General features: G+C 71.8%; 20 protein-coding genes. 6 read left to right on the forward strand and 14 right to left on the reverse strand.

Annotation, left to right across the window (positions count from 1 at the left end; all coding sequences use genetic code 11):
• Positions 1–53: 53 nt before the first annotated feature.
• Genes ACFQ7C_RS08650 through fadD5 form a run of 7 tightly spaced genes read right to left on the reverse strand, consistent with a single transcriptional unit; the run spans position 54 to position 7,966 of the window.
• Positions 54–1,121, reverse strand: a complete 1,068-nt coding sequence (locus ACFQ7C_RS08650; RefSeq protein ID WP_378899184.1) for a branched-chain amino acid ABC transporter permease — start codon at positions 1,119–1,121, stop codon at positions 54–56.
• Positions 1,118–1,996 carry a branched-chain amino acid ABC transporter permease gene (locus ACFQ7C_RS08655; protein ID WP_378899185.1) on the reverse strand — a complete coding sequence of 293 codons (879 nt, stop codon included), beginning with the start codon at positions 1,994–1,996 and terminating at the stop codon, positions 1,118–1,120. The genes ACFQ7C_RS08650 and ACFQ7C_RS08655 overlap by 4 nt, the downstream gene beginning before the upstream one ends.
• A 12-nt stretch (positions 1,997–2,008) precedes the next feature.
• Entirely contained in the window at positions 2,009–2,716 is a 708-nt protein-coding gene (locus ACFQ7C_RS08660; protein WP_378899187.1) for an ABC transporter ATP-binding protein, read from the reverse strand.
• Positions 2,713–3,480: an ABC transporter ATP-binding protein gene (locus tag ACFQ7C_RS08665; protein WP_378899189.1), complete on the reverse strand. Its 768-nt coding sequence runs from the start codon at positions 3,478–3,480 to the stop codon at positions 2,713–2,715. Before ACFQ7C_RS08665 ends, ACFQ7C_RS08660 begins: the two co-directional genes overlap by 4 nt.
• A gap of 4 nt (positions 3,481–3,484) precedes the next feature.
• A complete protein-coding gene (locus ACFQ7C_RS08670; RefSeq protein WP_378899191.1) occupies positions 3,485–4,771 on the reverse strand; it encodes an ABC transporter substrate-binding protein in 1,287 nt (428 codons plus the stop codon).
• An 18-nt stretch (positions 4,772–4,789) separates the two neighbouring features.
• Positions 4,790–6,385 carry an alcohol dehydrogenase catalytic domain-containing protein gene (locus ACFQ7C_RS08675; RefSeq protein WP_378899193.1) on the reverse strand — a complete coding sequence of 532 codons (1,596 nt, stop codon included), beginning with the start codon at positions 6,383–6,385 and terminating at the stop codon, positions 4,790–4,792.
• Between the two features lie 3 nt (positions 6,386–6,388).
• The gene (fadD5, locus tag ACFQ7C_RS08680; RefSeq protein WP_378899195.1) at positions 6,389–7,966 is read right to left on the reverse strand and encodes a fatty-acid--CoA ligase FadD5; all 1,578 of its coding nucleotides are present in this window, start codon (positions 7,964–7,966) and stop codon (positions 6,389–6,391) included.
• A gap of 193 nt (positions 7,967–8,159) precedes the next feature.
• On the opposite strand from fadD5, the gene ACFQ7C_RS08685 reads away from it, so the two are divergent.
• On the forward strand, positions 8,160–9,389 hold the full coding sequence (locus ACFQ7C_RS08685) for a TetR/AcrR family transcriptional regulator (protein ID WP_378899197.1): 1,230 nt from the start codon (positions 8,160–8,162) through the stop codon (positions 9,387–9,389).
• Between the two features lie 18 nt (positions 9,390–9,407).
• Here ACFQ7C_RS08685 and ACFQ7C_RS08690 read toward each other — a convergent pair whose 3' ends face one another.
• Positions 9,408–10,898, reverse strand: coding sequence for an aldehyde dehydrogenase family protein (locus ACFQ7C_RS08690; RefSeq protein ID WP_378899199.1), 1,491 nt, complete (start codon positions 10,896–10,898; stop codon positions 9,408–9,410).
• A gap of 150 nt (positions 10,899–11,048) precedes the next feature.
• On the opposite strand from ACFQ7C_RS08690, the gene ACFQ7C_RS08695 reads away from it, so the two are divergent.
• Positions 11,049–11,660, forward strand: a complete 612-nt coding sequence (locus ACFQ7C_RS08695) for a TetR/AcrR family transcriptional regulator (protein WP_378899201.1) — start codon at positions 11,049–11,051, stop codon at positions 11,658–11,660.
• Positions 11,661–11,764: 104 nt separating this feature from the next.
• Here the strand turns inward: ACFQ7C_RS08695 and ACFQ7C_RS08700 are convergent, their stop codons facing one another.
• The 4 genes from ACFQ7C_RS08700 to ACFQ7C_RS08715 are packed head-to-tail and all read right to left on the reverse strand — an operon-like array spanning position 11,765 to position 17,350.
• The gene (locus ACFQ7C_RS08700) at positions 11,765–12,760 is read right to left on the reverse strand and encodes an NAD(P)H-dependent flavin oxidoreductase (protein WP_378899203.1); all 996 of its coding nucleotides are present in this window, start codon (positions 12,758–12,760) and stop codon (positions 11,765–11,767) included.
• Positions 12,753–14,942, reverse strand: a complete 2,190-nt coding sequence (locus ACFQ7C_RS08705; RefSeq protein WP_378899205.1) for a 3-hydroxyacyl-CoA dehydrogenase NAD-binding domain-containing protein — start codon at positions 14,940–14,942, stop codon at positions 12,753–12,755. Before ACFQ7C_RS08705 ends, ACFQ7C_RS08700 begins: the two co-directional genes overlap by 8 nt.
• A 42-nt stretch (positions 14,943–14,984) precedes the next feature.
• Positions 14,985–16,187, reverse strand: a complete 1,203-nt coding sequence (locus ACFQ7C_RS08710) for an acetyl-CoA C-acetyltransferase (RefSeq protein WP_378899207.1) — start codon at positions 16,185–16,187, stop codon at positions 14,985–14,987.
• An 11-nt stretch (positions 16,188–16,198) separates the two neighbouring features.
• A complete protein-coding gene (locus ACFQ7C_RS08715; RefSeq protein WP_378899209.1) occupies positions 16,199–17,350 on the reverse strand; it encodes an acyl-CoA dehydrogenase family protein in 1,152 nt (383 codons plus the stop codon).
• Positions 17,351–17,542: 192 nt separating this feature from the next.
• Between ACFQ7C_RS08715 and ACFQ7C_RS08720 the strand changes: the two genes are divergently transcribed.
• From ACFQ7C_RS08720 to ACFQ7C_RS08735, 4 genes are all read left to right on the forward strand, one after another.
• Positions 17,543–18,304, forward strand: a complete 762-nt coding sequence (locus tag ACFQ7C_RS08720; protein ID WP_378899212.1) for an SDR family oxidoreductase — start codon at positions 17,543–17,545, stop codon at positions 18,302–18,304.
• Complete coding sequence (locus ACFQ7C_RS08725) at positions 18,301–19,509, forward strand: acyl-CoA dehydrogenase family protein (protein WP_378899214.1); 1,209 nt, start codon at positions 18,301–18,303, stop codon at positions 19,507–19,509. Before ACFQ7C_RS08720 ends, ACFQ7C_RS08725 begins: the two co-directional genes overlap by 4 nt.
• Positions 19,506–20,597 (forward strand): phosphotransferase family protein, encoded by a 1,092-nt coding sequence (locus tag ACFQ7C_RS08730; protein ID WP_378899216.1) that lies wholly within the window; start codon positions 19,506–19,508, stop codon positions 20,595–20,597. Before ACFQ7C_RS08725 ends, ACFQ7C_RS08730 begins: the two co-directional genes overlap by 4 nt.
• Positions 20,598–20,724: 127 nt before the next feature.
• Entirely contained in the window at positions 20,725–21,900 is a 1,176-nt protein-coding gene (locus tag ACFQ7C_RS08735) for a thiolase family protein (RefSeq protein ID WP_378899218.1), read from the forward strand.
• Here the strand turns inward: ACFQ7C_RS08735 and ACFQ7C_RS08740 are convergent.
• Both ACFQ7C_RS08740 and ACFQ7C_RS08745 read right to left on the reverse strand, forming a co-directional pair.
• The gene (locus tag ACFQ7C_RS08740) at positions 21,884–23,134 is read right to left on the reverse strand and encodes an endonuclease/exonuclease/phosphatase family protein (RefSeq protein WP_378899220.1); all 1,251 of its coding nucleotides are present in this window, start codon (positions 23,132–23,134) and stop codon (positions 21,884–21,886) included. The two genes, ACFQ7C_RS08735 and ACFQ7C_RS08740, sit on opposite strands and share 17 nt — an antisense overlap.
• Positions 23,135–23,248: 114 nt before the next feature.
• Positions 23,249–23,479: a DUF1232 domain-containing protein gene (locus tag ACFQ7C_RS08745; protein ID WP_378899222.1), complete on the reverse strand. Its 231-nt coding sequence runs from the start codon at positions 23,477–23,479 to the stop codon at positions 23,249–23,251.
• Between the last annotated feature and the right edge of the window lie 232 nt (positions 23,480–23,711).

Here is a 23,711-nt window from a genome sequence, read left to right on the forward strand (position 1 = left end):
CCGAATCGCGGAGCGTCGCGTGAACGGTCACGACGGGGCGGCGGCATCCGTCATCATGAGCCCGCGGGGCGCGATCCGGGGATGCGGCGCACGATCGGAGCGAGCGCGGCCCGAAGGAGTCCCACGAGCCCGTACGGCAGGAAGAAGGCGAACACGATGAGCACGGCGCCGTAGACCGCCCCGGTCGCGGCGGGACTGATGCTCGACGTGAACGTCGGCACGTACTGCACGAACAGGGCGCCGAGCACCGCCCCGGGCACGGTCGCGAGCCCGCCGACGACGATCAGCGTCACGAACGAGATCGAGAGCGTGAGGCCGAAGTTCTCGGGGCCGATGAACTCCAGCAGCATGGCGTACAGTCCGCCCGCGACGCCCGCGTAGACGGCCGATGCCGCGAACAGCCTCGTCTTGGTCTGCCACACGTCCACGCCCAGCGTCTCGGCGACGAGCTCGGCGTCGCGCACGGCGACGAACGAGCGGCCGAGCCGGCCACGGGCCAGCCGGCGCGTCACGAGGTAAGCGAGGGCGGCGGCGACGAGCGCGAGGTAGTAGACCCACTGGTCGTGTGCCAGGGGGATCCACGCGGGGGGATCGCCGTCGATGGCGATGCCGCGGCTGCCGTGGGTCCACGGCTCGAGCGCGCGGATCACCGCGGGCGTGGCCATCGCCATCGCCAAGGTCACGAGCCCCAGCTGCAGGCCCTTCAGCCGCAGCGCGGGAAGGCCGATGAGGTAGCCGACGACGAAGGGGAGCACTCCGGCGGCGACGAGAGTGAACGGATGCGGCAGCCCGCTCTCGCCGGCCACGGCCACCGTGTACGCGCCGATGGCGAAGAACGCGGAGTGGCCCAGTGAGACCTGTCCGCCGAAGCCGACGAGGAGGTTGAGCCCCAGGCCGACGATCGTCCAGATCATCACGAGCGTGATGGTGAGGTTGATGTAGCTCGGGTTGACGAGCGGGACCGCGATGAGGGAGACCGCGGCGACGGCGGACAGCACGATCGTGAGCCACCGCGGCGGCGCGAGAGGCGGGCGCGGCCGGCGAAGCCACTCGGCCACGGAGGACGCCGGCCGCCGTGACGCGAGGAGCGTGCGGACGGGGGACGTGGTCGTGACGGTCATGCGCGCACCAGCTCTCGGCGTCCGAAGATCCCCTGCGGCCTGATCAGCAGCACCGCGACGATGATGAGCAGGGCGACGACCTGCTTGAGCTCGGAGCCCACCGCCGGCAGGTAGCTGCCGGCGAGGTTCTCGATGATGCCGACCGCGACCCCGCCGACGAGCGCCCCGACAGGGGACTCGAGACCGCCGAGCGTCGCCGCGGCGAAGGCGTAGATGAGGACGGGGCCCATCATTCCGGGGTGGAGGAACAGCTCAGGGGCGATCATCGTGCCGGCCAGCGCGCCGACGGCGCCCGCGAGGGCCCAGCCGATCGACATCGTGCGGCCCGTCGAGATGCCCGACAGCTCGGCCGACTCGGGAGACGACACGGCGGCGCGCATGCGAAGACCCACGCGCGTGAAGCCGAAGAGGGCCGCCAGGCCTGCCGCGACGACGAGCACCGAGAGCACGATGCCGACGTCCTGCCGCGAGACCGAGACCCCTCCGATGAGGAACGAGCCGGCCCCGAAGAGGGCCGGCAGCTCCTTCGTCTGATACGTCCAGATCCACCCGATGAGGGCGTTGAGCGCGATCATGAGACCGAGGCTCACGATGATGAGCGGCAGGTGCTGATGGCGGCGCACGAGAGGTCGCACGAGCGCGCGCTCGATGACCGCCGACAGCAGTGCGAGCGTCACCATCGACACGAGCAGCGCGCCCCAGATCGGCACGCCCCACACGGTGAGCTGCCACGACACGTATGCGCCGAGAAGGGCCAGCTCGCCCTGGGCGAAGTTCAGCGTGCGCGACGCGCGGTACACCAGCACGATCGCGAGCGCCAGCGCGCCGTAGACCGCTCCCGTCGCGATGCCGTCGACCACCTGCTGCAGGAACATCGATCCTCCTCGTCACACCCCGAGGTACGCGCGGCGCACCTCGTCCTGATCCCGCAGCTCGGCCGCCGTCCCGCGGACGGTGATCGTGCCGCTCTCGATGACGACGGCCTCTTCGGCGATGCCGAGCGCGAGCTCCGCGTTCTGCTCCACGAGGAGCATCGCGGTGCCGGTCTCGCGTCCGATCTCGTCGAGGGTCGCGAACAGCTCCTGCGTGATCTTCGGCGCCAGCCCCAGCGACGGCTCGTCGAGCAGCACGAGCTGCGGAGCGGCCATGTACGCACGGGCGATCGCGAGCAGCTGCTGCTCGCCGCCGCTCAGCCCGGACGCGGGGCGGCCGCTGCGCTCGGAGAGCCGGGGGAAGCGGTCGAGCCAGCGCGACGCGTCGCGCGCGGCCTCCCGCCCGGGGCGGCCGGATCCGCCGACCAGCAGGTTCTCGCGCACCGTGAGGTCGCCGAACGTGCCGCGGCCCTGGGGCACGTGGGCGATGCCGCCGGCGGCGACGCGGTGCGGCGGCATCCCGGTGATGTCCTTGCCCGCGAAGCGGATGGCGCCCTCGATGCGGCACATGCCCGAGACGGTGCGCAGGGTCGTCGTCTTGCCCGCGCCGTTCGCGCCGAGCACGACGAGGCGCCCGCCCTCGGGGATCTCGAAGATCATGTCGCGCAGGACGGTGACGGCGCCGTAGCCGGCCGCGGCGATCTCGACGGACAGCAGCGTCATGCGGCGCTCCCGAGGTAGGCGGCGACCACCTGCGGGTTGCGCGCGACCTCCGCGGGGGCGCCGGTCGCGATGATGCGCCCGAAGTTGAGCACGACCACCCTGTCGCAGACCGACCGGACGAGGCCCATGTGGTGCTCGACCAGCAGGATCGCGGTGCCGCGCTCCGCGGCGAGGCGGCGCAGCGTCGCGCCGAGCTCGAGCACCTCGCCGTGGACGAGCCCGTTGGCCGGCTCGTCGACGAGCAGCAGCCGGGGCTCGGCGATGAGCGCGCGGGCGAGTTCGACGCGTTTGAGCGTGCCGAAGGGCAGCGTCCCCACGACCCGCGGGGCCGCATTCGCGAGGCCGAGGTCTGCGAGCAGGGCGAGCGCGCGATCGCGCATCGCAGCCTCGGTGCGCGCCACCGACGGGACGGCCAGCGCGGCCGCCCAGTAGCCGCCGCGGGTGGCGTGGTAGGCGCCGGCCAGCACGTTCTCGAGCACGGTCTGCGAGGGGAGCAGACCGAGGTTCTGGAACGTGCGGCCGACGCCGAGGGCCGCGATCCGGTGCCGGGGGAGGCGCGTGACCTCGCTTCCCGCGACGCGGATGCTGCCCTGCTGCGGGCGGTAGAGGCCGCTCACGCAGTTGAACAGGCTCGTCTTGCCGGCGCCGTTGGGGCCGATCAGCCCGACGACCTCGCCGTCGGCGACGGTCAGGCTCGGCCCGTCGAGGGCCTGCAGTCCGCCGAACGACAGCCGGACGTCCGAGATCTCGAGCAGATCGGCCATGGCGTCAGTCGCCGACGGTGTAGCTGCCGTCGGCGAGGTCCCAGTTCTCGCCGTTGAACACCTGCACCTTGATCTCGCGGAACACGTAGGGGTAGTCCGGCGTGGTCGTGATCGTGACCGGCGCGAGGTCGAGCTCGAGCTCGTCGAACGAGGTCGCCGCCTCGAGCAGGGCCGTGCGGGTGCAGCCCTCCATCGTCGTCAGCGCCGCTTCGAGCAGCTGCGCCGTCTGGTAGCCGGCGGCGGCGGGCGCCGACAGCGCGTTCACCTCGTCGGGGTGGGCGGCCGCGAACTCGGTCCACGCGTCGAAGCCCTCATCGCCCGCGAGCGACGGGTCGGTGATGTCCTTCGTGTACGCGATCGACACGACGCCGTCGGCGGCGCCGGGTCCGGCGGGCTTGAGGAAGAACGTCGCGTCGGCGGCGGGGGCGTTGATCACGGTCGTGGCGTCCCACCCGAGCTCGAGCTTCTTCTTGAGCGACTGCGTCGCGAACGCGCCGACCGCCCAGTCGAGGAACACGTCCGCCCCCGAGGCTGCGAGCGTCGTGACCTGGCTGTCGACCGATGCCGATGCCACCTCGTACGACTCGGCCGCGACGAGCTCGACATCCGTGCCCTCGAACGCCGCCTCGAAGCCGGCACGGATGCTCTCGCCGAAATCGTCGTTCTGGTACAGGATCGCCGCCTTGGCGCCCGGGTGGTTCTCGACCAGGTACTCGCTGAGCGCCTGCACCTCGAAGCTGTACTGCGGCATGAAGGCCGTGGTCCACGGCTCGGCCTCGTGGAGGCCGAGGATCGCGTCGCTCCCGGTGCCGGTGAAGAGGTTCGGCACGCCGGCCTCCTCGACGTACGGAGCCACGCTGATCGCGGCGCCCGTGCCCAGCACGCCCGCGAGCGCGAAGACCTCGTCCTGTTCGACGAGCGTGCGCACGTTCGCCGCGGTCTTGGCCGGGTCGTAGCCGTCGTCGAGCACCGACACCGTGACGTCACGGGTCACCCCGTCGGCGAATTCGAGGCCCCCGGCGGCGTTGATGTCGTCGAAGTACGCCTTCAGGGTCTGGCCGATCGCGCCGTAGGCGGCGGCTGGTCCCGACAGCGGGATGCTGTTGCCGATGGTCACCTCGGTGTCGGTGAAGCCCGGGTCGCACTGCGCCTCGCCGGGGGCGGAGGCCTCGGGCGCCGCGTCACGGCCGGCGCAGCCGGCGAGGACCAGGGCGGCGGTCGCGCCGGCCGCGACGAGCGGCAGCAGGCGGCGGGATGGACGGGAGGGGCGGGTGGTGCGAAGGGTCGACATCATTCCTCCTCGAATGCGTCAGGTGCTGTGTGTTGCGGGGGTGGTGTCGCGCATGGCGACGGGGCGGTCCTCGACGTGTTCGAGGACGAAGTAGAAGGCGCGGCCGCGATCGTCGGTGCCGCGGCCGGTCATGACGCCGAACACGACGCCGGGCCCCAGCCGCACGAAGTGGTCGATGATCGGCTGCCCGTCGTAGACCATCGACGCCGTCGCGACGCCGTCGTGCTCGATGACGCGCAGCGTCGCGCCGCCGCGGGCGAGGCCCTGGTCGGCGACGAGCGCTCCGTCGTCGGTCTCGCACACGATCGGCGCGACGTCGTCGCCGGAGCGGAAGAGCTTGCCGTACCAGCGGCTGCGCTCGAGCAGCCTCCCGGCGCGGTGGTCGCGGGTCGCCGCCCAGCCGTGCCACAGTCCGCGCAGCTCGGTCGTCGACACCGGAGGGAGCGAGCGCCACAGCGCCCCGAGGTCGTCGTCGGGCACGCCGTCGCGGAGCCGGTCGACCAGGGAGCGGACGGATGCTGCGGCCGCAGCATCCGTGATCCCCTCCATTTCGAGCACGGGCTTGACGACACGCCCCGCGCGCGCATCGGCGATCGCCGTCTGCGCGTCGGCGAACGCGTACGTGCCGACGAGACGCTCGACCGGCAGCCGCCCCGCGCGCCACAGCGCCGCCAGCAGCGGGACGTCGCGAGGGACGTCCGCGTCGCCCTCGATCACTCCGGCGAGCGTGCGACCCCAGAGCAGGCGCGTCTGCGACACGGTGACGGGGTTGGCGCCGGGCTTGAGCGCGACCGTCGCGGCGACGCCGCGCGGCGCGACGGCGGCGAGGGCCGCGTCGATCGACGGCTGTGTTCCCGCGGTGTCGAGCACGTGGCTGAACAGGGGCGCCGGGCGCAGGGCCGCGAGGGCGTCGGGCGACAGCGCCTCGGTCGCGCCCACCTCGAGGGCCAGGGCGCAGCGCGCCCCGACAGGGTCGCTCACGACGATCCGGCCCACGCCGCGGTGCGCGGCCGCCATCACAGCCGCGAGCCCGGTCGTGCCGGCACCCAGCACGAGCAGCCCGTCGCCGGGCGCGGGTCGAAGAACGTTGAGCACGGTGCCCGCGCCGGTGAGGATGCCGCAGCCCAGCGTCGCCGCCACCGCCCACGGCACGTCGGCGCCGATGGGCGCGGCGCTCGACTCGGGCACGACGATGCGGGTCGCCCACGAGGACTGGGCCATCCACCCCGTCGTGACGCGCTCGCCGCCCTCGGTGGAGGCGTCGGACCGCGGCGCGTAATTGAGCTCGGCGAAGCGGTCGCAGTACGCGGGGTGCCCATCACGGCACGGGCCGCACGCACCGCAGGAGCCGAAGCCGAGCACGACGCGGTCGCCCGGACGCACCCGGGTCACCTCCGCACCGACGGCCTCGACGACGCCCGCGCCCTCATGCCCGAACACGGCGGGGAAGCGGTCCCCCGCTCCGCCGTCGATGCCGAACAGGTCGGTCGGGCACACCCCGGACGCCATCACCCGGACGACGAGCTCGTGCGGGCCGGGAGCGCGCACGGCGACGTCCATGAGCGCGACGGATCCGCCGCGCTCACGGACGAGCGCGGCCACAGCAGCTGTCATGGCCTACGCGGGGGTCAGCTCGCGGTCGGCCGCGCGCAGCGCGACCTTGTTGACCTTGCCCCCGGCGTTGCGGGGGAGAGCGGGCACGACGACCAGCGCCTTGGGCTGCTTGAAGCGCGCGAGCTTGTCGCTCAGCCACGCCTGCAGCTCCTCGACGGTCAGCTCCTCGCCGGGTGCCAGCGCGACCGCCGCGACCGGCACTTCGCCCCACCGCTCGTCGGCGCGGCCGTAGATCGCGACGTCGAGGATCTTGGGGTGGGCGAACAGCACGTTCTCGACCTCGGCGCAGTAGATGTTCTCGCCGCCCGAGATGATCATGTCCTTCTTGCGGTCGACGACCCACACGAAGCCCTCGTCGTCCTGGCGGACGAGATCGCCCGAGTGGAACCAGCCGCCCTCGAACGCCTCGGCGGTCTCGACGGGCTTGCGCCAGTACCCCTTCATGAGGGTCGGCCCGCGGTACACGATCTCGCCGACCTCGCCTCGGGCGACGTCGTTCATGTCCTCGTCGACGACGCGGTACTGGATGGTCGGGATCGGCTTGCCGACCGAGCCGAGCTTGCGGAGCGAGTCCTCGCCGCGGAGCACGCACGTGATCGGCGAGAGCTCGGTCTGACCGAAGACGGCGACGTTCGTCGCGTGCGGGAAGGTGTCGGCCATGGCGTGCAGAAGGGTGTCGGAGGCGGGTGCGGCGCCCCAGCTGATGATGCGCAGGTGCAGGTCGCGCTCGGGGATGGACGGGTCGGCGCAGATGACCTGCCACTGCTGCGGCACGTTGAAGACGATCGTCGCCTTCTCGCGCTCCCAGGCGTCGAGCAGCTCGGTGGCGTTGAACGCGCCGAGCGGGTGGATCACCGTCGGGATGCCGAGGATGAAGTTCGGCGCGATGGACCCGAGACCGGCGATGTGGAAGAGCGGCGCGGTCATGAACGCGATGTCGCTCTCGTCGACGACGTTGTTGGCGCGGATGCAGGTGATCGACTGCGCGTAGAGGTTGACGTGGTCGAGCATCGCGCCCTTCGGGCGGCCGGTCGTGCCCGAGGTGTACATGATGAGCGCCGTCGTGTCTTCGGGGATGTCGGGTGCCTCGAAGCCCGCCGCGTCTTCGGCGACGAGATCCGCCCACGACTCCTGGCCCTCGCCGGCCTCGCCGATGACGATGACCCGGGTGAGGCGGTCGGTGATCTGGGCGACGGCGCCGACGAGCGGAGCGAGCGGCCCCTCGACGATGAGCACGTCCGCGTCGGCGTCGTCGATGATGTAGGCGATCTCGGGCGGCGTGAGGCGCACGTTGATCGGCACGGCGATCGCGCCGATCCGGTTGATGCCGAACACCGAGATCACGACCTCGGGGCGGTTCAGCGTGAGCAGCAGCACGCGGTCGCCCGCGGCGACGCCGCGACGCGCCAGGGCCGCCGCGAACGCGTCGGTGAGGTCGCGCGTCTCGCGCCACGTCGTCGTGGTGCCGAGGAAGCGGAAGGCCGCAGCATCCGGCTTCATCTCGGCATGCGTGGCGACCTGGTTCATCCAGTGGTTGCGCCTCGCGGCGGCGGGGATCGCGGTGGGGGCGGAGTCGTTCATCGGGTGGCCTCTCGTCACGTCATCGTCAACGGATGCCGCAACCCTGCGACACCGGTGGCTCGTGTCGAGTATGCCAGGCGTCGCGGCGGATGTCACGATTTTGTTAACCGAAATTCACATCAGGCGACATGGTGCAAGTGAACGCGCACTCTCGTTCCGGGCCGCGCGCCGCGGCCGCGGGTAGGCTGTCCGCATGCCCACCGTCGCGCCGCCCGCCGCCCGCACGCGGCCGCGGGACCGCAAGCGCCGGATCGAGGAGGCCGCAGCCCTCGCCTTCGCGCAGAACGGCTACCACGCCGTGGCGATGCAGGACATCGCCGCGGCCGTCGGCATCTCGGCGCCCGCCCTGTACCGGCATTTCCCCAACAAGTACGCGCTGTTCGTGCAGACCGCGTTCACCATCGCCCACCGTCTCATCGAAGACACCGATGCCGCGGCCGTGCTCCCCCTGGACTCGCCGGACGACGCGCACGCCGCCCTCGACGCGCTGGTCGACGCGGTCATCGCGACCACCGTGGAGCTCCGGGCGACGGGCGGCATCTACCGCTGGGAGGGCCGCTACCTCGAGCACGACGACCGCGAGCTGCTCACGTCCGAGTTCCGCCTGCTCCGCGCGCGGTTCGAGGCGGCGCACGTCGTGTACCGCCCCGAGGTCGACGAGACCGACCGCCGGCTGCTCGTGCTCGGCGCGCTGAGCGCGGTCGCGAGCATCACGGCGCACCGCACGGTGGTCGGCGCGCGGGCGCTGCGCACCCTGCTGGCCGGTGCGGCATGGCGCGCGCTCGACGGCTCGCTTCCCGCTCCCGACGCGGTGAGGGCGACGGATGCTGCGCCCCCGCGCCCGCCCGACGACGAGCCCGCCTCCGACCAGGGCCGCCGGGCCCGTCTCATCGACGCCGCGATCCGCCAGTTCGCCGCGCGCGGCTACAACGAGGTGACCATCGAGGACGTCGCGGTGGAGGTCGACCTCACGCCGTCGGGGGTCTATCGCCACTTCGACGGCAAGTCCGCGCTGCTCCTCGCCGCCTGCGAGCGTGCGGCGGTGGAGCTCGAGCGGGCGGCGCTGCACGCCCGCGAGTCGGCGTCCTCGCCCGAGGACGCGCTGCGGCGCCTCTGCCGCGCGTACGTCGACCACACGTTCACGCACCTCGCGCTGATGCGCATCTACTTCTCCGAGATCGGCAACCTCGCGCCCGAGGAGCAGCGGCGCCTGCGCGCCATGCAGCGCGCGCACATCGCCGACTGGGCGGCGCTGCTGCAGGCCGTGCGTCCCGAACTCGGCGGGCGCGAGGCATCCGTCCTCGTCCATGCCGGACTGGGCGTCGTCGCCGACCAGGCTCCCCTGCTCGAGGTCCGCGACGACGCGGCGGCCGCGCGGCTGACGCAGCTGGTCGAGATCGTCCTGGGCATCGACCCGGTCTGACGCCGCCGCGGATCGAGGTCAGCGCGCCTTGCCGTGGAGCATCGGGATCATGCGCTCGACCATGTGCATGTCCTTGGGGGAGCGCTCGAGCGTCAGCAGGTTGAGTGCTGCCTTCCGGGTCTGCCGGGCGATCGACTTCGGCACGCTGAACTCGCGGAGGCCGTCGGCGCCGTGGATGCGGCCGAAGCCCGATCCCTTGACGCCGCCGAAGGGCAGGGCCCCGATCGCCGCGAAGCCGAGCACCGAGTTGATGGTGACGACGCCTGCGCGCAGCTGCGCGGCGACGCGCTCGCTCTTCTTCGCGTCCTTGGTGAACACGGCGGCGCCGAGACCGTACTCGGTCGCGTTGGCGCGGGCGACGGCCTCGTCGAGGTCGGCGACGGCGTTGATGACGACGGTCGGGCCGAAGGTCTCGCGCTGGACGGCGTCGGAGTCCTCGGGGACGTCGACCAGCACGATGGGCGACACGGTGCGGTCGGCGACCGACTCCGGACCGCCGAAGACCGCCGTGCCGCCGCGGGCGAGCGCGTCGTCGACGTGCGCGGCGACGACGTCGGTCTGGCTCGCGAGGGTCATCGGCCCGTAGGTCGGGGCATCGCCGGTCACGACGATGCGCTTCGCGCGCTCGACGACCTTGTCGACGAGCGCGTCGCGCACGCGCTGCTCGACGTAGACGCGCTCGACGCCCACGCACGTCTGTCCCGCGTTGCCGAGGGCGCCGAACGCGATGAAGTCGGCCGCGGCGTCGAGGTCGGCATCCGTCGCGACGATGAGCGCGTCCTTGCCGCCGCACTCGGCGACCAGCGGGGTGAGGGTCTCGGAGCACGCCGCCATGACCTTCTTCGCGCTCGCGGTCGAGCCGGTGAACGCGACCTTGTCGACGCCCGCGCGCACGAGATCCGCGCCGGTGGCGCGGCCGCCGGTCACGACCTGCAGCACCGGCCGGTCGCAGACCTCGCCCCACCGGTCGGCGACCCACACGGCGGTGCCGGGCGTCAGCTCGCTGGGCTTGAAGACGACGGCGTTGCCCGCCGCGAGCGCGTACGAGATCGAGCCCATGGGCGTGTAGAAGGGATAGTTCCACGGGCCGATGACACCCACGACGCCGTAGGGCACGTAGCCGAGCGTCGCGTGCTGGTTGTAGTTGACGAGGCCGGCCCTGACCTTGCGACGCTTGAGCACCGGCTCGGCGTTCTTGGCGGCCCAGTCGAGGTGCCCGAGCGTCAGCATCACCTCGAGGAGCGCGTCGCCGTCGGGCTTGCCGGTCTCGCGCGCGATCGTCGCGGCGAGCGCCTTCGCATCGCGCGCGATGGCGGCCTTGAACGCGATCAGCACACGCCGGCGCTCGGAGAAGGCGAGACCCGCCCACCACGTCCCCGCCTCCGTGGCACGCTCGACGGTGCGCCGCACGTCGTCGGCGGACGCGACCGGGTACGAGGCGATCGGGCTTCCGTCGCGCGGGTCGGTGGTGGTGAGGACGGACGTGCTGTCGTCGTGCAGGAGGGTCATGTCGGGTCGTCTCCATCTCGTCGCCGAGACTCGTCGTTGAGGGCGGGAAGTGAATGGTGATTCACAGTATCGCCGCGGAGATCGTGCCGCAAGGGCTGCCGCCAACATTTTCGAATCCTGGTTAGAATGTGCAGGACGAGAGGAGACCTGGTGTCGCAGAGCAGCGAGGACGGCGCGACCGCGAAATCGCAGCGCACGCGCCAGCGCATCCTCGACGCTGCCGCCCAGGTGCTCAGTCGCAAGGGCTACGCGGGCACGCGGCTGACCGACGTCGCCGACGTGGCGGGCGTCCAGGCGCCGGCGATCTACTACTACTTCGGCTCGCGCGACGACCTCGTCGAGGAGGTCATGTGGGCCGGCGCGCATCGCGTGCGCGTGCACGTCGAAGAGGTGATCGCCGCGATGCCCGGCGAGTCGACGCCGCTCGACAGCATCCTGGCGGCGGTGGACGCGCATCTGCGCTACGAGCTGCAGATCTCGGACTACACGACCGCGTCCGTGCGCAACGCCGGGCAGGTGCCCGAGCATCTCCGTGTGCGCCCCGCCGCCGAGGAGGCGGCCTACAGTCGCATCTGGCGCGACCTGTTCCACGCCGCGCAGGATGCGGGTCAGCTCCGGGCCGACCTCGACATCAACATCTTCCGGCTGCTGCTGCTGGGGTCCATGAACTGGGCCGTGGAGTGGTGGAACCCCCGCACCCGCAGCCTCGACGACCTCGTCCGCCAGACCCAGGACCTCGTCCGCCACGGCGCCGGCGCCTGAAACCCGTCTGCTCACCTGTCACGAAACGCCGCCAGAGGGGGCGCGTCGTGACAGGTGAGCAGGGTGGGTGGGGGGACCCGTCGGGGGACGGAGGGGACCTGGCGTCAGGCGAACAATGACAGGCGCTGCGACAGCACCTCGTGGGCCTGGGACACCGTGCGGCGCACGACCTCGCCGGCGGGCGGGATGTCGTGGATCAGGCCCTGCACCTGGCCCACGGTCCAGATGCCGGCGTCGAGGTCGCCGTTCTCGAAGACCTTGCGACCGCGCGCGCCGGCGACGAGCTCGCGCACGTCGGGGAACTGGCCGCCCTCGGCGAGGATGCGCACCACCTCGTCCGACACGGCGTTCTTCGCCACGCGCGCCGTGTTGCGCAGCGACCGGAAGATCAGGTTCGTGTCGAGCTCGCTCGCCTCGACGATGCGCTCCTTCACCGCCGGCGACACGGGCGACTCCTGGGTGCACATGAAGCGAGAGCCCATGTTCACGCCGTCCGCGCCGAGCACGAGCGCCGCCGCGAGACCGCGGCCGTCGGCGAACCCTCCGGAGGCGATGAACGGGATGCTGAGGGCATCGGCTGCGGCCGGGATCAGCACGAGACCCGGCACGTCGTCTTCGCCCGGGTGCCCGGCGCACTCGAACCCGTCGATCGAGACCGCGGTCACCCCGACCTTCTCGGCCTTCAGGGCGTGCCGCACGGACGTGCACTTGTGGATGACCCGCACGCCGTGCTCGCGGAACATGTCCATGTGCGGCTCGGGGTTGGCGCCCGCCGTCTCGACGATCGTCACCCCGGCGTCGATGATGGCTCGCCGGTACTCGTCGTAGGGCGGCGGGGTGATCGACGGCAGGATCGTGAGGTTCACGCCGAACGGCTTGTCGGTCAGCGTCCGCGCGCGCTCGATCTCTTTCACGAGGTCGGCGGGCGTCGGCTGGGTGAGGGCGGTGATCATGCCGAGGCCGCCCGCCTCCGAGACCGCGGCGGCGAGCTCGGCGCGGCCGACCCACATCATGCCGCCCTGCACCACCGGGTGCTCGATGCCGAGCGCCTCGGTGAATCGCGTGCGCAGGCGGGGCTGCGTGAGCGTGGAATCACTCATAGGTCTCACCCGCCTCCGCCTTCGCGAGCAGCGACGCCGGCGGCAGGAACCGGTCGCCGTACCGCTCCGCGAGCTCGCGCGACCGCGCGATGAAGCCCGGCAGCCCGCCGTCGTACTGGTTCACGTACTGCAGCACGCCGCCGGTCCAGGCCGGGAACCCGATGCCGTAGATCGAGCCGATGTTGGCGTCGGGCACCGACGTGAGCACGCCGGCGTCGAGGCACGCGATGGTGTCGAGGGCCTCGGCGAACAGCATCCGTTCCTGCAGGTCCTCGAAGGGGAGCACGGTGCGTCCCGATCCGTACTTCTCGCGCAGGCCCGGCCAGATGCCGACGCGTCTGCCCGACTCGTCGTACTCGTAGAAGCCGCCGCCCGCGCGCCGCCCGGGGCGCTCGGCGTCGACGACCATCCAGTCCATGACGGCCTCCGACGGGTGCTCGACCCAGGTGCCGCCCTCGGCCTCCTCGGCGGCCCGCGTCTCGAGGCGGATCCTCCGCGAGAGCGAGATGGTGAGCTCGTCGAGCAGCTGGAGTGCGCCCGCAGGGTAACCGGCCTGCAGCGCCGCCTGCTCCACCGACGCCGGCTCGACGCCCTCGCCGACCGCGGCGACCGCCTCGGCGATGAACCTGCCGATGACGCGCGAGGTGAAGAACCCGCGCGCGTCGTTGACGACGATCGGCGTCTTGCGGATCTGCTGCACGTAGTCGAACGTCTTCGCGAGCACCTCGTCGCTGGTGCGCTCGCCGCGGACGATCTCGACGAGGGGCATCTTGTCGACGGGGGAGAAGAAGTGGATGCCGATGAAGTCGTCGGTGCGCTCCACCCCCTCCGCGAGGAGCGTGATCGGCAGCGTCGAGGTGTTCGAGCCGAGCACCGCGTCGGGCTCGACCAGGTGCTCGATCTCCTGGAAGACACCCTGCTTGACCGGAACCGACTCGAACACGGCCTCGATCACGAAGTCGACGCCGGCGAAGTCGGCCGGATCGGCGGTCGGCGTGATGCGCGCGAGCAGCGCCCCGGACTTCGAGGCCGTCGTGCGCCCCCGCGCGAGCGCCTTGTCCTCCAGAGCCCGCGAGTAGTCCTTGCCCTTCTCGGCCGCCTCGAGCGAGACGTCCTTCAGCACCACCTCGATGCCGGCCTTCGCCGACACGTACGCGATCGCGGCGCCCATCATGCCGGCGCCGATCACGCCCACCTTGCGGGCCTGGTACTTCGGGAACCCGTCCGGGCGTGAACCCCCGGCGTTGATGTGCCCGAGATCGAAGAAGAACGCCTTGATCATGTTCTTCGCGACCTGACCGTGGGTGAGCTCGACGAGGTAGCGGGTCTCGACCTTGGACGCCGTCTCGAAGTCGACGTACGCGCCCTCGACGGCCGCGGCCATTGCGGCGCGCGGCGCCGGAAGCGGCGCCCCCCTCAGCTGCTTGCGCAGGCTCGCCGGGAACGCCGGCAGCGCGCCCGCGAGCGACGGCGAGTTCGGCGCGCCGCCCGGGATGCGGAAGCCTTTCACGTCCCACGGCTTCACGGGCGCCGGGTTCGCGGCGATCCACGCCTTCGCCGCCGGCACCAGCTCCTCCGTCGACGGCACGAGCTCGTCGACGATGCCCACCGCGAGCGCGTCGGACGGCGAGAACTTCGTCGCGGGCAGGATGACGTCGGTCAGGGCCTTCTGCAGCCCGAGCATCCGCACCAGGCGGGTGATGCCGCCCCCGCCCGGCAGGAGACCGAGCGACACCTCGGGCACGCCCAACTGCGCGCCGCGCACGTCGGCGGCGATGCGGTGATGCGCCGCGAGGGCGACCTCGAGGCCGCCGCCCAGGGCGGTGCCGTTCATCGCCGCGACCACCGGCTTGCCGAGCACCTCGAGCCGGCGCATGTCGGCCTTGACGGCGTCGATGTGCGCCGTCTCCTCGGCGGCCCTGGCGGGGTCGGCGGCGCGCAGGAGGTTCAGGTCGCCGCCGGCGAACCAGCTCTTCTTCGCCGACACCAGGATGACCCCGCGGATGTCGTCCCGCTCCGCCTCGAGCCGGTCGGCCGTCGCCTTCAATGCCGCGACGAAGTGCGGGTTCATGGTGTTGACGCTGCTGCCGGGGTCGTCGAGGGTGATGACGACGTCGCCGTCGGCATCCTGCTCCCAGGCGTAGCCCTGGTACACGGTCGTGTCGTCGATCGTGGTGCTCATAGGTGTTCTCTTCTCAAGTCGGTTCAGACGGATGCCGCGGGCTCAGACCCGCTCGATGACGGTGGCGATGCCCATCCCGGCGCCAACGCACAGCGTCGCGAGGCCGCGCTTCTGGTCGCGACGCTCGAGCTCGTCGAGGAGCGTGCCGAGGATCATGGCGCCGGTCGCGCCGAGAGGGTGGCCGAGCGCGATCGCGCCGCCGTTGACGTTGACCTTGTCGTGGGGGATGTCGAGGTCCTTCATCCACTTCATGACGACGGCGGCGAACGCCTCGTTGAGCTCGAAGAGGTCGATATCGGATGCTGCGAGCCCCGCCCGCTCGAGCGCCTTGAGCGTCGCCGGGGTCGGGCCGGTGAGCATGATCGTCGGCTCGGAGCCCGTGACCGCCGTGGCGACGATCCGCGCGCGGGGCGTGAGGCCGAGCCGCTCGCCGGCCTCCTTGCTGCCGATCAGCATGAGCGCGGCGCCGTCGACGATGCCCGACGAGTTGCCGGCCGTGTGGACGTGGTCGATGCGCTCGACGGCGTGGTACTTCTGCGTCGCGACGGCGTCGAACCCGGCGCTCTCGCCCAGGGCCGCGAACGCCGCCGGGAGATTCCCCAGTCCAGAGGTGTCGGGTCGGCGGTGCTCGTCGGTGTCGAGCAGGGTCACGCCGTTCTGGTCCCGCACCGGCACGACGGACCCCTCGAACCGCCCCTCGCGCCACGCGGTGTCGGCACGGCGCTGCGACTCGGCGGCGTAGGCGTCGACATCGTCGCGCGAGAAGCCCTCGAGGGTCGCGATGAGGTCGGCCCCGATGCCCTGGGGCACGAAGTACAGGTCGTAGTTCGTCGTGGGATCCTGCGCGTAGGCGCCGCCGTCCGAGCCGATCGGCACGCGCGACATCGACTCGACGCCGCCGGCGAGCACGAGGTCCTCGAAGCCGGACGCCACCTTCTGCGCCGCCACGTTGACGGCCTCGAGCCCCGACGCGCAGAAGCGGTTGAGCTGCACGCCGGCGACCGTCTCGGGAAGGCCTGCGACGAGCGCCGCGGTGCGGGCGATGTCGCCGCCCTGCTCGCCGATCGGCGACACCACTCCGAGCACGATGTCGTCGATCAGCGCGGGGTCGACCCCCGGGTTGCGCTCGAGGACCGCGTGGATGAGTCCCACGACGAGGTCGACGGGCTTGGTGCCGTGCAGCGCCCCGCCGCGGTTCTTGCCGCGCGGGGTGCGCACGGCGTCGTAGATGTATGCGTCAGCCATATGGCCTCTCCTCACAGTCCCAGGCCCCGGCCGACGATCTCTTTCATGATCTCGGTCGTGCCGCCGTAGATGGTCGTGATGCGCGCGTCCTCGTAGTCGCGCGCGATGCGGTACTCGCGCATGTAGCCGTAGCCGCCGTGCAGCTGCAGGCAGCGGTTCACCACCTGCACGAGCTGTTCGGTGGTCCAGAACTTCGCGGCGGCGGCGTCCTCGGCCGACAGCTCGCCGGCCGAGTGGAGCCGGATGCAGCGGTCGATGTACGCGCGGCTGACGTCGGTCGCCGTCACCATGTCGGCCAGCTCGAACCGGGTGTTCTGGAACGACCCGATCGGCTTGCCGAAGGCCTTGCGGTCCTTGACGTAGGCCAGCGTGCGCTCGAGCACGCCCTCGCTGGCGGCTACGGCCGCCGCCGCGATCGACAGACGCTCCTGCGGCAGGTTGCGCATGAGCCCGAAGAAGCCGTCGCCTTCGGCGCCGAGCAGGTTCGCCGCGGGGACCCGCACGTCTTCGAAGACGAGTTCGCTGGTGTCCTGCGCGTGCAGTCCGACCTTGTCGAGGTTGCGGCCCCGCGAGAACCCGGGGGTGTCGGTCTCGATGACGAGCAGGCTGAGGCCGCGATGGGGGTCGTCGCTCGTGCGGACGGCGGTCACCACGAGGTCGGCGTTCTGCCCGTTCGAGATGAAGATCTTGGTGCCGTTGACGATGTAGTCGTCGCCGTCGCGCACGGCGGAGGTGCGGATGCCCGACAGGTCGCTGCCGGTGCCGGGCTCGGTCATCGCGACGGCCACGATGAGCTCGCCGGCGGCGATGCCGGGCAGCCACCGCTGCTTCTGCTCGCCGGAGGTGAGGTCGGTGAAGTAGGGGATCACGATGTCGTTCGACAGCGCGACGCCCGCCATGCCGTCCGAGACCGGGTTGTGCGCGAGCTCCTCGCCCATGATCGCGTGGAACCGGAAGTCGTCGGCTCCGCCGCCGCCGTACTCCTCGGGGATCGCGAAGCCCAGGATGCCGGCCTCCGCCGCCTTCGTGAACAGCCAGCGGTCGACCTTGCCCTCGGCGCTCCAGCGATCGGCGTTCGGCCTGGCGTACTGCTCGACGAACGCCCGCACCACCTCGCGGAACTGCTCGTGGTCCTCGTCGTAGATGTCTCTCTCCAGCGTCATCGCCGAACCTCCATGTCGCAGGTGCGGCGTCCTCGCCGCGAAGCATGTTTTTATTATGCATTAGAAATTGGATGCTGCAACCCGGCGCATCCCGCCGGATCACCGGGTTGTGCCGATGCGGTTTCTTACGCACGATTAAACGCAGGCGGCGGTGCTCCCCGGGGAGCAGCCCGCACGAGAGTGAGGACGACGATGACCACAGCGCTCTACGGACGCAGCGCGATCGTGACGGGGGCGAGCCGGGGCATCGGCCTCGCCGTCGCGTCGCGACTGGCCGCAGAAGGGGCACGCGTGTGCCTCACGGCACGGCACCCCGACCAGCTGGCCGACGCCGTCGCGACGCTGCCGGCCGGATCCGCGATCGGCGTCGCGGGCGGCGCCGACGACCCCGACCATCGCGCCGAGACGCTCGACCGGGTCGTGGCGGAGTTCGGCGGCATCGACATCCTCGTGAACAACGCGGGCATCAACCCGGTCTACGGCCCGCTCGCCGAACTCGACCTGGCGGCGGCGCGCAAGATCCTCGAGGTGAACGTCGTGTCGACCCTCGCCTGGACCCAGGAGGCGCTGCGCCGCGGCCTCGGCGAAGGCGCGTACGGCGGCAGCATCGTGAACCTCTCGTCGGTCACGGGTGCGATGCCCTCGCCGGGCATCGGCTGGTACGGCGTGACGAAGGCCGCCGTCGCCCACCTCACGACGACGCTCTCGGTCGAGCTCGCCCCGCGCGTGCGCGTGAACGCCGTCGCACCCGCGGTCGTCAAGACCCGGTTCGCCCGGGCGCTGTACGAGGGGCGGGAGGAGGAGGTCGCGAGCGGCTATCCGCTCGGGCGGCTCGGCGATCCCGACGACGTCGCCGGCGCGATCGCGTTCCTCGTGGGTGACGACGCCTCGTGGATCACCGGCCAGGTGCTGACCCTCGACGGCGGCCTGCTCGGAGCGGGAGGGGCGGCATGAGCCCGGCGGAGCTCGCCGACCTGCGCGACCGCACCCGGGTCTTCATCCGCGAGGTCGTGCTCCCCGCCGAGCCGAAGCCCGGCGCTCCGCTCGACGACGCGACCCGCGACCGCCTTCGCGCGCAGGCCCGCGACGCCGGCGTGTTCGCACCGCACGCGCCCGTCGAATACGGCGGCGGCGGCATCCCGATCGATGCGTGGTCGCCGGTCTTCCAAGAGGCCGGATACTCGCCCATCGGCCCCGCGGTGCTCAACATCATGGCGCCCGACGAGGGCAACATGCACCTGCTGCACGTCGTGGGCACGCCCGCGCAGCACGAGCGCTACCTCGCCCCGCTCGTGCGCGGCGACGTGCGCTCGAGCTTCGCGATGACGGAGCCGCACCCCGGCGCCGGCTCCGATCCGCGGGCGCTCTCGACCACCGCCGAGCGCGTCGACGGCGGCTGGCGGATCACCGGGCAGAAGCGCTTCATCAGCGGCGCGAACGGCGCGTCGTTCGCGATCGTCATGGCGCGCACGCCGGCGGCGGACGGCTGGGACGAAGGAGCGACGATGTTCCTCCTCCCGCTCGACGCGCCGGGCGTCACCGTCGGTCCCGACGTCCACACGATCGAGGGCGCGATCGCGGGCGGGCACCCGTACGTGGGCTTCGACGGATGCCTCGTCCCCGACGACGACGTGCTCGGCGAACCGGGCCAGGGGTTCCGCTATGCGCAGGTGCGCCTGGGGCCCGCGCGGCTGACCCACTGCATGCGCTGGCTCGGGCTCGCGCGCCGCGCGCACGACACCGCGCTCGACCGGGCGAACGCGCGCGAGCTCTTCGGCTCGCGCCTGCGCGACCTCGGCGTCGCCCAGGCGCTCCTCGCCGACAGCGTCATCGACATCGAGACCTCCGACGCGATCATCGACAGGACGGCACGGATGCTGCGCGCCGACCCCCGCGCCGGAGAGGCGATGTCGTCGGTCGCCAAGGTGCACTGCTCTGAGGCGGTGTTCCGCGTGATCGACCGGGCCGTGCAGCTGTGCGGCGGCGACGGCGTCACCGACGCGCTGCCGCTCATCCAGTACCTCAACGAGGTGCGCCCGTTCCGGATCTACGACGGGTCGAGCGAGACGCACCGCTGGGCGATCGCGCGGCGCGCGGCATCCGCCCGCTCCCGCGAGGTCGAGGCGGGCGCCGCACGGCTCGACGAGGTGACCCCGTGATCGTGCAGCCCGACGGCGTCGAGGTGGTGGCGACCCGAGCCGATGCCACCGGGCTCGAGCGCCCGCCGCTTCTCGTGGTGGACGCCGTCGAGGAGCACCTCCGCGGGCTGGGCTTCGGCGACGGCGCCCTCTCGTGGGAGCGCATCGGCGAGGGGCACTCGAACGTCACCTACGCTGTCGCGTATGCGGGCCGCGACCTCGTGCTGCGGCGCGGGCCGCGCCCGCCGCATCCGCCGTCGACGCACGACATGGCCCGCGAGGCGCGCGTGCAGCGCGTGCTCGGCGCGGCGGGCGTGCCCGTGCCCGTGATCGTTGCGGAGTGCGACGACGCCGCCGTGCTCGGCGTGCCCTTCTACGTCATGGAGCGGGTCGACGGAGACGTGATCACCGACGCCGTGCCGCCGGCGCTCGACGACGCCGAGGGGCGCCGCGGCATCGGCTTCGCCGCCGTCGACGCGCTCGCCGCGCTGCACGCCGTGCCGGTCGACACCGGCGAGGTGGCGGCGCTCGGGCGGCCGGACGGATACCTCGCGCGCCAGGTCGGCCGCTTCGCCGCGCTGTGGGAGGTCAACTCGCGACGTTCGTTCCCCGCGGTCGCCGAGCTCGCGGCGTGGCTGGGCGAGCGGATGCCCGAGACGCAGCGGGCGGCCGTGGTGCACGGGGACTTCCGCATCGGCAACCTCATGTATGCGCCGGGCGCCCCGGCGCGGGTCGCGGCGATCCTCGACTGGGAGATGGCGACGCTCGGCGACCCGCTCGCCGATCTCGGCTACTTCACCGCGACGTACGCGCGTCCCGGATCCGTTCCGACGCCCCTCGAGCTGACTCCGGTCACGCGGCTCGACGGCTTCCCCGAGACCTCGGAGCTCGTCGCGAGGTATGCGGCGCAGCATCCGCTCGATCTGTCGATGCTGCCCTGGTACGAAGCGCTCGCGTTCTTCAAGGCGGCGGTGTTCTGCGAGGCGCTCTACACGCGCTGGCTCGACGGCCAGCGCCCGGGCGACACCTTCGGCCCGACGCTCGAGGCGGGCGTGCCGCGGCTGCTCCAGGCCGCGCAGGAGCGGGCGGCGGCACTGCCGCCGTCCTGATGCCGCACCGGCTCGATTCGGGTGGCGCGACACGCGGGCTCGCTGCAGTCATGCCGCGCGTCGCGACACCCGAATCGGCGGCGCGGCTTCCTTCACCCCGGCATAGGCTCGACGCAGGAGGTCTCCCATGCCCCAGGCCGTCATCGTCGACGTCGTCCGCACCCCGTCGGGGCGCGGCAAACCCAGGGGAGCGCTGAGCGCGGTCCACCCGATCGATCTCGCGGCGCACGTGCTCAGCGCGCTGCTCGAGCGCAGCGGGCTGGAGTCGCGTCAGGTCGACGACGTGCTCATGGGCTGCGTCAGCCAGGTCGGGGACCAGGCCATGAACATCGCGCGGCACGCCGTGCTCGCCGCGGGATTCGACGAGAGCGTGCCCGCCGCCACCATCGACCGCCAGTGCGGCTCGAGCCAGCAGGCTGCGCACTTCGCGGCTCAGGGCGTGATCGCGGGCGCCTACGACATCGTGATCGCCGCGGGAGTGGAGTCGATGAGCCGCGTGCCGCTGGGCTCGTCGCGCGTCGGCGGGACGAAGGCCCCGGGCCTCGTGCACCGGTACCCCGAGGGTCTCGTCAATCAGGGCGTGTCGGCCGAGCTCATCGCGCAGAAGTGGGGCTTCAGTCGCGAGGAGCTCGACGCGTACTCGGCGGAGTCGCATCGGAGGGCGGCGGATGCCTGGAGCCGCGGCGCGTTCGACTCCCAGGTCGTGCCGGTCCTCGCCGACAGCGAGGCCGTCGGGTTCGACGAGACCGTGCGCCCCGGCACGACGGTCGAGTCGCTGGCCGGGCTGAAGCCGGCCTTCCGCACCGACGAGCTCGCCGCCCGCTTTCCCGAACTCGACTGGCGCATCACCGCGGGCAGCTCGTCGCCGCTCACGGATGCAGCATCCGCCGTTCTCATCATGAGCGAGGAGAAGGCGGCCGAGCTCGGCCTGACGCCACGGGCGCGCTTCCACTCGTTCGCGGTCGTGGGCGACGACCCGATCATGATGCTGACGGGGCCCATTCCCGCGACCCGCCGCATCCTCGAGCGCAGCGGTCTGTCGATCGGCGACCTCGACGCGTACGAGGTGAACGAGGCGTTCGCCTCGGTGCCGCTCGCGTGGCAGCACGACCTCGACGCCGACCCGGCGAGGCTGAACCCCTGGGGCGGCGCCATCGCCCTCGGGCACGCGGTCGGGGCCTCGGGCACGCGCCTGCTCGGCACGCTCGTGGCGCATCTCGAGGCGACGGGCGGTCGCTACGGCCTGCAGACCATGTGCGAGGGCGGCGGCATGGCGAACGCCACGATCATCGAGCGTCTCTAGGGCGCACGCCCGGTCCCCCTGTCCCGCGGCCCCCTGCACCGCGTGCCGCTTCAGTCGAGCGTGATGTCGACGTAGAGCGCAGCGTGGTCGGACGCCGCCTCGTGGCCGGCCGTGATGGTGTCGAAGTGGGGAACAGCGTGCCGTTCGCGCCGCCCCAGACGCCCATGCGGAAGATCCCGGCACCGGTCGCCCGCGCGCGCAGGCTCGGCGAGAGGAGCAGGTAGTCGATCTTGTTCGACTTCGTGCCGTTGCCGAAGGTGCCGGGGCGCTCCTCGTCGGGGTCGCCGTCGTCGAACGGCGTGACCGCGGCGATGTCGGTGAGATCGGTGGCGGTGAGCAGCGGCTGCAGCGCCTCGCTGTCGGGGGTGTCGTTGAAGTCGCCCATCACGACGACGTGTGTGACGCCGGCGTCGCGGATCGCCTGGTAGATCTCCGCCGTGCGGGCCGCCTGGCGCTTGCGGCGCGCGATGCTCGCCGCGTTGTTGCCGCCGAACTTGCTCTTGAAGTGGTTGACGAGCACGACGAGTGGCTGCCCGGCGAACGCGGTGCCCGCGGGGAACGTGAACCAGTACTCGGGGCAGTCGCGGCTGAAGACGCGGTCGCCGAAGGGACCGTCGTCGATGTGCGACCGCATCGAGATGAGCGGGTACGCCGCGCTCGACAGCACGCCGACGTCGATGCCGCGCGGATCGTTGCCGTCGATCACCATGACGTGCGGGTAGGTCGGCTGCGCGCCCGTCGCGTCGACCAGCAGCGAGTCCGTGAAGCGGGCGAGGGTGAGGCGGTCCTCGGTCTCGACGACTCCGACGATGTCGGCGCGCACCTCGCGGATCACGCGCGCGGTGTTCGAGATGGCCTTCTCGTCGATCCGGTCCTTGATGAGGTCGACCCAGCCCGTCCAGTCGGCGCGGCCGCGGGCGACGACGGTGACCTGCGACCCGTCGGGGTCGTTCTGCGGGCGGTGGAGCAGCTTGCCGCGGATGCGCCGCAGCACGACGAAGGTGTTCTTCCGGGTGACGTCGCCGTCGTCGCGGAGCAGCTTCAGCTCGCCGAGCAGCTGCAGGATCTCGGCCTTCACCTCGGGGGTGTACACCTCGCGTTCGAACAGCTCGTTGACGCGCGCGTGGGCGCGGAGGATCCCGGCGGCGACCTCCTCCGGCCGGTTCATCGCACGAGGACGCGAGAACAGGTTCTCGACGTTGTACGACGCGATCCGGATGCTCTGCTGAACCATGGCTGCCCCCTCGAGCCCGCACACCCCAGTGCGACGGGAAGACCCGTCACAGGGGAGGAACGACGGGAGGCCGTCTGTGATACAACCGGCTGACGTCTCGGATCGCCCTGCGGGCTATCGCGCGGGGAGCGCGGTCAGCCACCGCCGATGCTCGCGCGCGAGGAGCAGGGCGAGGATGCTCCAGACGCCGAGGTCGTCGGTCAAACCCAGGGGGCCGAGCACGAGTTCGGGGATCAGGTCGATCGGCGAGATCGCGTAGACGACGGCAGCGGTCGCGGCGATCCACGTCGTCGACGCGACGCGGTGCTCACCGCCCTTGAGTGCCTTGAGGAACCTCCACCACATGGATCAAGTGTGCGCCGGGATGTCGGCGGAGGGGCCGCCGGTATCGATTCGTGATCTTCCGCGGCCCACGGCGATCGTGCAAGCGATTGCGTGAACGGGAGCGGAACGGATGCTGTGGCCCGCAGCATCCGCTCGATGAAAGCCTTCTCATGCTGTAAGCGCTTGCACTTTTCGCGAGACCGTTGCTAGTGTCGGCGGCACAACTGCACCGCGGGCACGTCGGCGTGCCCAC

The sequence above is a fragment of the Microbacterium sp. NPDC056569 genome, from assembly GCF_042793475.1.
Classification (GTDB): Bacteria; Actinomycetota; Actinomycetes; order Actinomycetales; family Microbacteriaceae; genus Microbacterium.

Coding starts and splice junctions, on each gene's coding strand:
- ACFQ7C_RS08715 (WP_378899209.1), bottom strand. CDS start 17,350: ATGACGCTGGAGAGAGACATCTACGACGAGGACCACGAGCAGTTCCGC.
- ACFQ7C_RS08670 (WP_378899191.1), bottom strand. CDS start 4,771: ATGTCGACCCTTCGCACCACCCGCCCCTCCCGTCCATCCCGCCGCCTG.
- ACFQ7C_RS08710 (WP_378899207.1), bottom strand. CDS start 16,187: ATGGCTGACGCATACATCTACGACGCCGTGCGCACCCCGCGCGGCAAG.
- ACFQ7C_RS08685 (WP_378899197.1), top strand. CDS start 8,160: ATGCCCACCGTCGCGCCGCCCGCCGCCCGCACGCGGCCGCGGGACCGC.
- ACFQ7C_RS08690 (WP_378899199.1), bottom strand. CDS start 10,898: ATGACCCTCCTGCACGACGACAGCACGTCCGTCCTCACCACCACCGAC.
- ACFQ7C_RS08650 (WP_378899184.1), bottom strand. CDS start 1,121: ATGACCGTCACGACCACGTCCCCCGTCCGCACGCTCCTCGCGTCACGG.
- ACFQ7C_RS08725 (WP_378899214.1), top strand. CDS start 18,301: ATGAGCCCGGCGGAGCTCGCCGACCTGCGCGACCGCACCCGGGTCTTC.
- ACFQ7C_RS08720 (WP_378899212.1), top strand. CDS start 17,543: ATGACCACAGCGCTCTACGGACGCAGCGCGATCGTGACGGGGGCGAGC.
- ACFQ7C_RS08700 (WP_378899203.1), bottom strand. CDS start 12,760: ATGAGTGATTCCACGCTCACGCAGCCCCGCCTGCGCACGCGATTCACC.
- ACFQ7C_RS08740 (WP_378899220.1), bottom strand. CDS start 23,134: ATGGTTCAGCAGAGCATCCGGATCGCGTCGTACAACGTCGAGAACCTG.
- ACFQ7C_RS08655 (WP_378899185.1), bottom strand. CDS start 1,996: ATGTTCCTGCAGCAGGTGGTCGACGGCATCGCGACGGGAGCGGTCTAC.
- ACFQ7C_RS08660 (WP_378899187.1), bottom strand. CDS start 2,716: ATGACGCTGCTGTCCGTCGAGATCGCCGCGGCCGGCTACGGCGCCGTC.
- fadD5 (WP_378899195.1), bottom strand. CDS start 7,966: ATGAACGACTCCGCCCCCACCGCGATCCCCGCCGCCGCGAGGCGCAAC.
- ACFQ7C_RS08675 (WP_378899193.1), bottom strand. CDS start 6,385: ATGACAGCTGCTGTGGCCGCGCTCGTCCGTGAGCGCGGCGGATCCGTC.
- ACFQ7C_RS08745 (WP_378899222.1), bottom strand. CDS start 23,479: ATGTGGTGGAGGTTCCTCAAGGCACTCAAGGGCGGTGAGCACCGCGTC.
- ACFQ7C_RS08705 (WP_378899205.1), bottom strand. CDS start 14,942: ATGAGCACCACGATCGACGACACGACCGTGTACCAGGGCTACGCCTGG.
- ACFQ7C_RS08735 (WP_378899218.1), top strand. CDS start 20,725: ATGCCCCAGGCCGTCATCGTCGACGTCGTCCGCACCCCGTCGGGGCGC.
- ACFQ7C_RS08665 (WP_378899189.1), bottom strand. CDS start 3,480: ATGGCCGATCTGCTCGAGATCTCGGACGTCCGGCTGTCGTTCGGCGGA.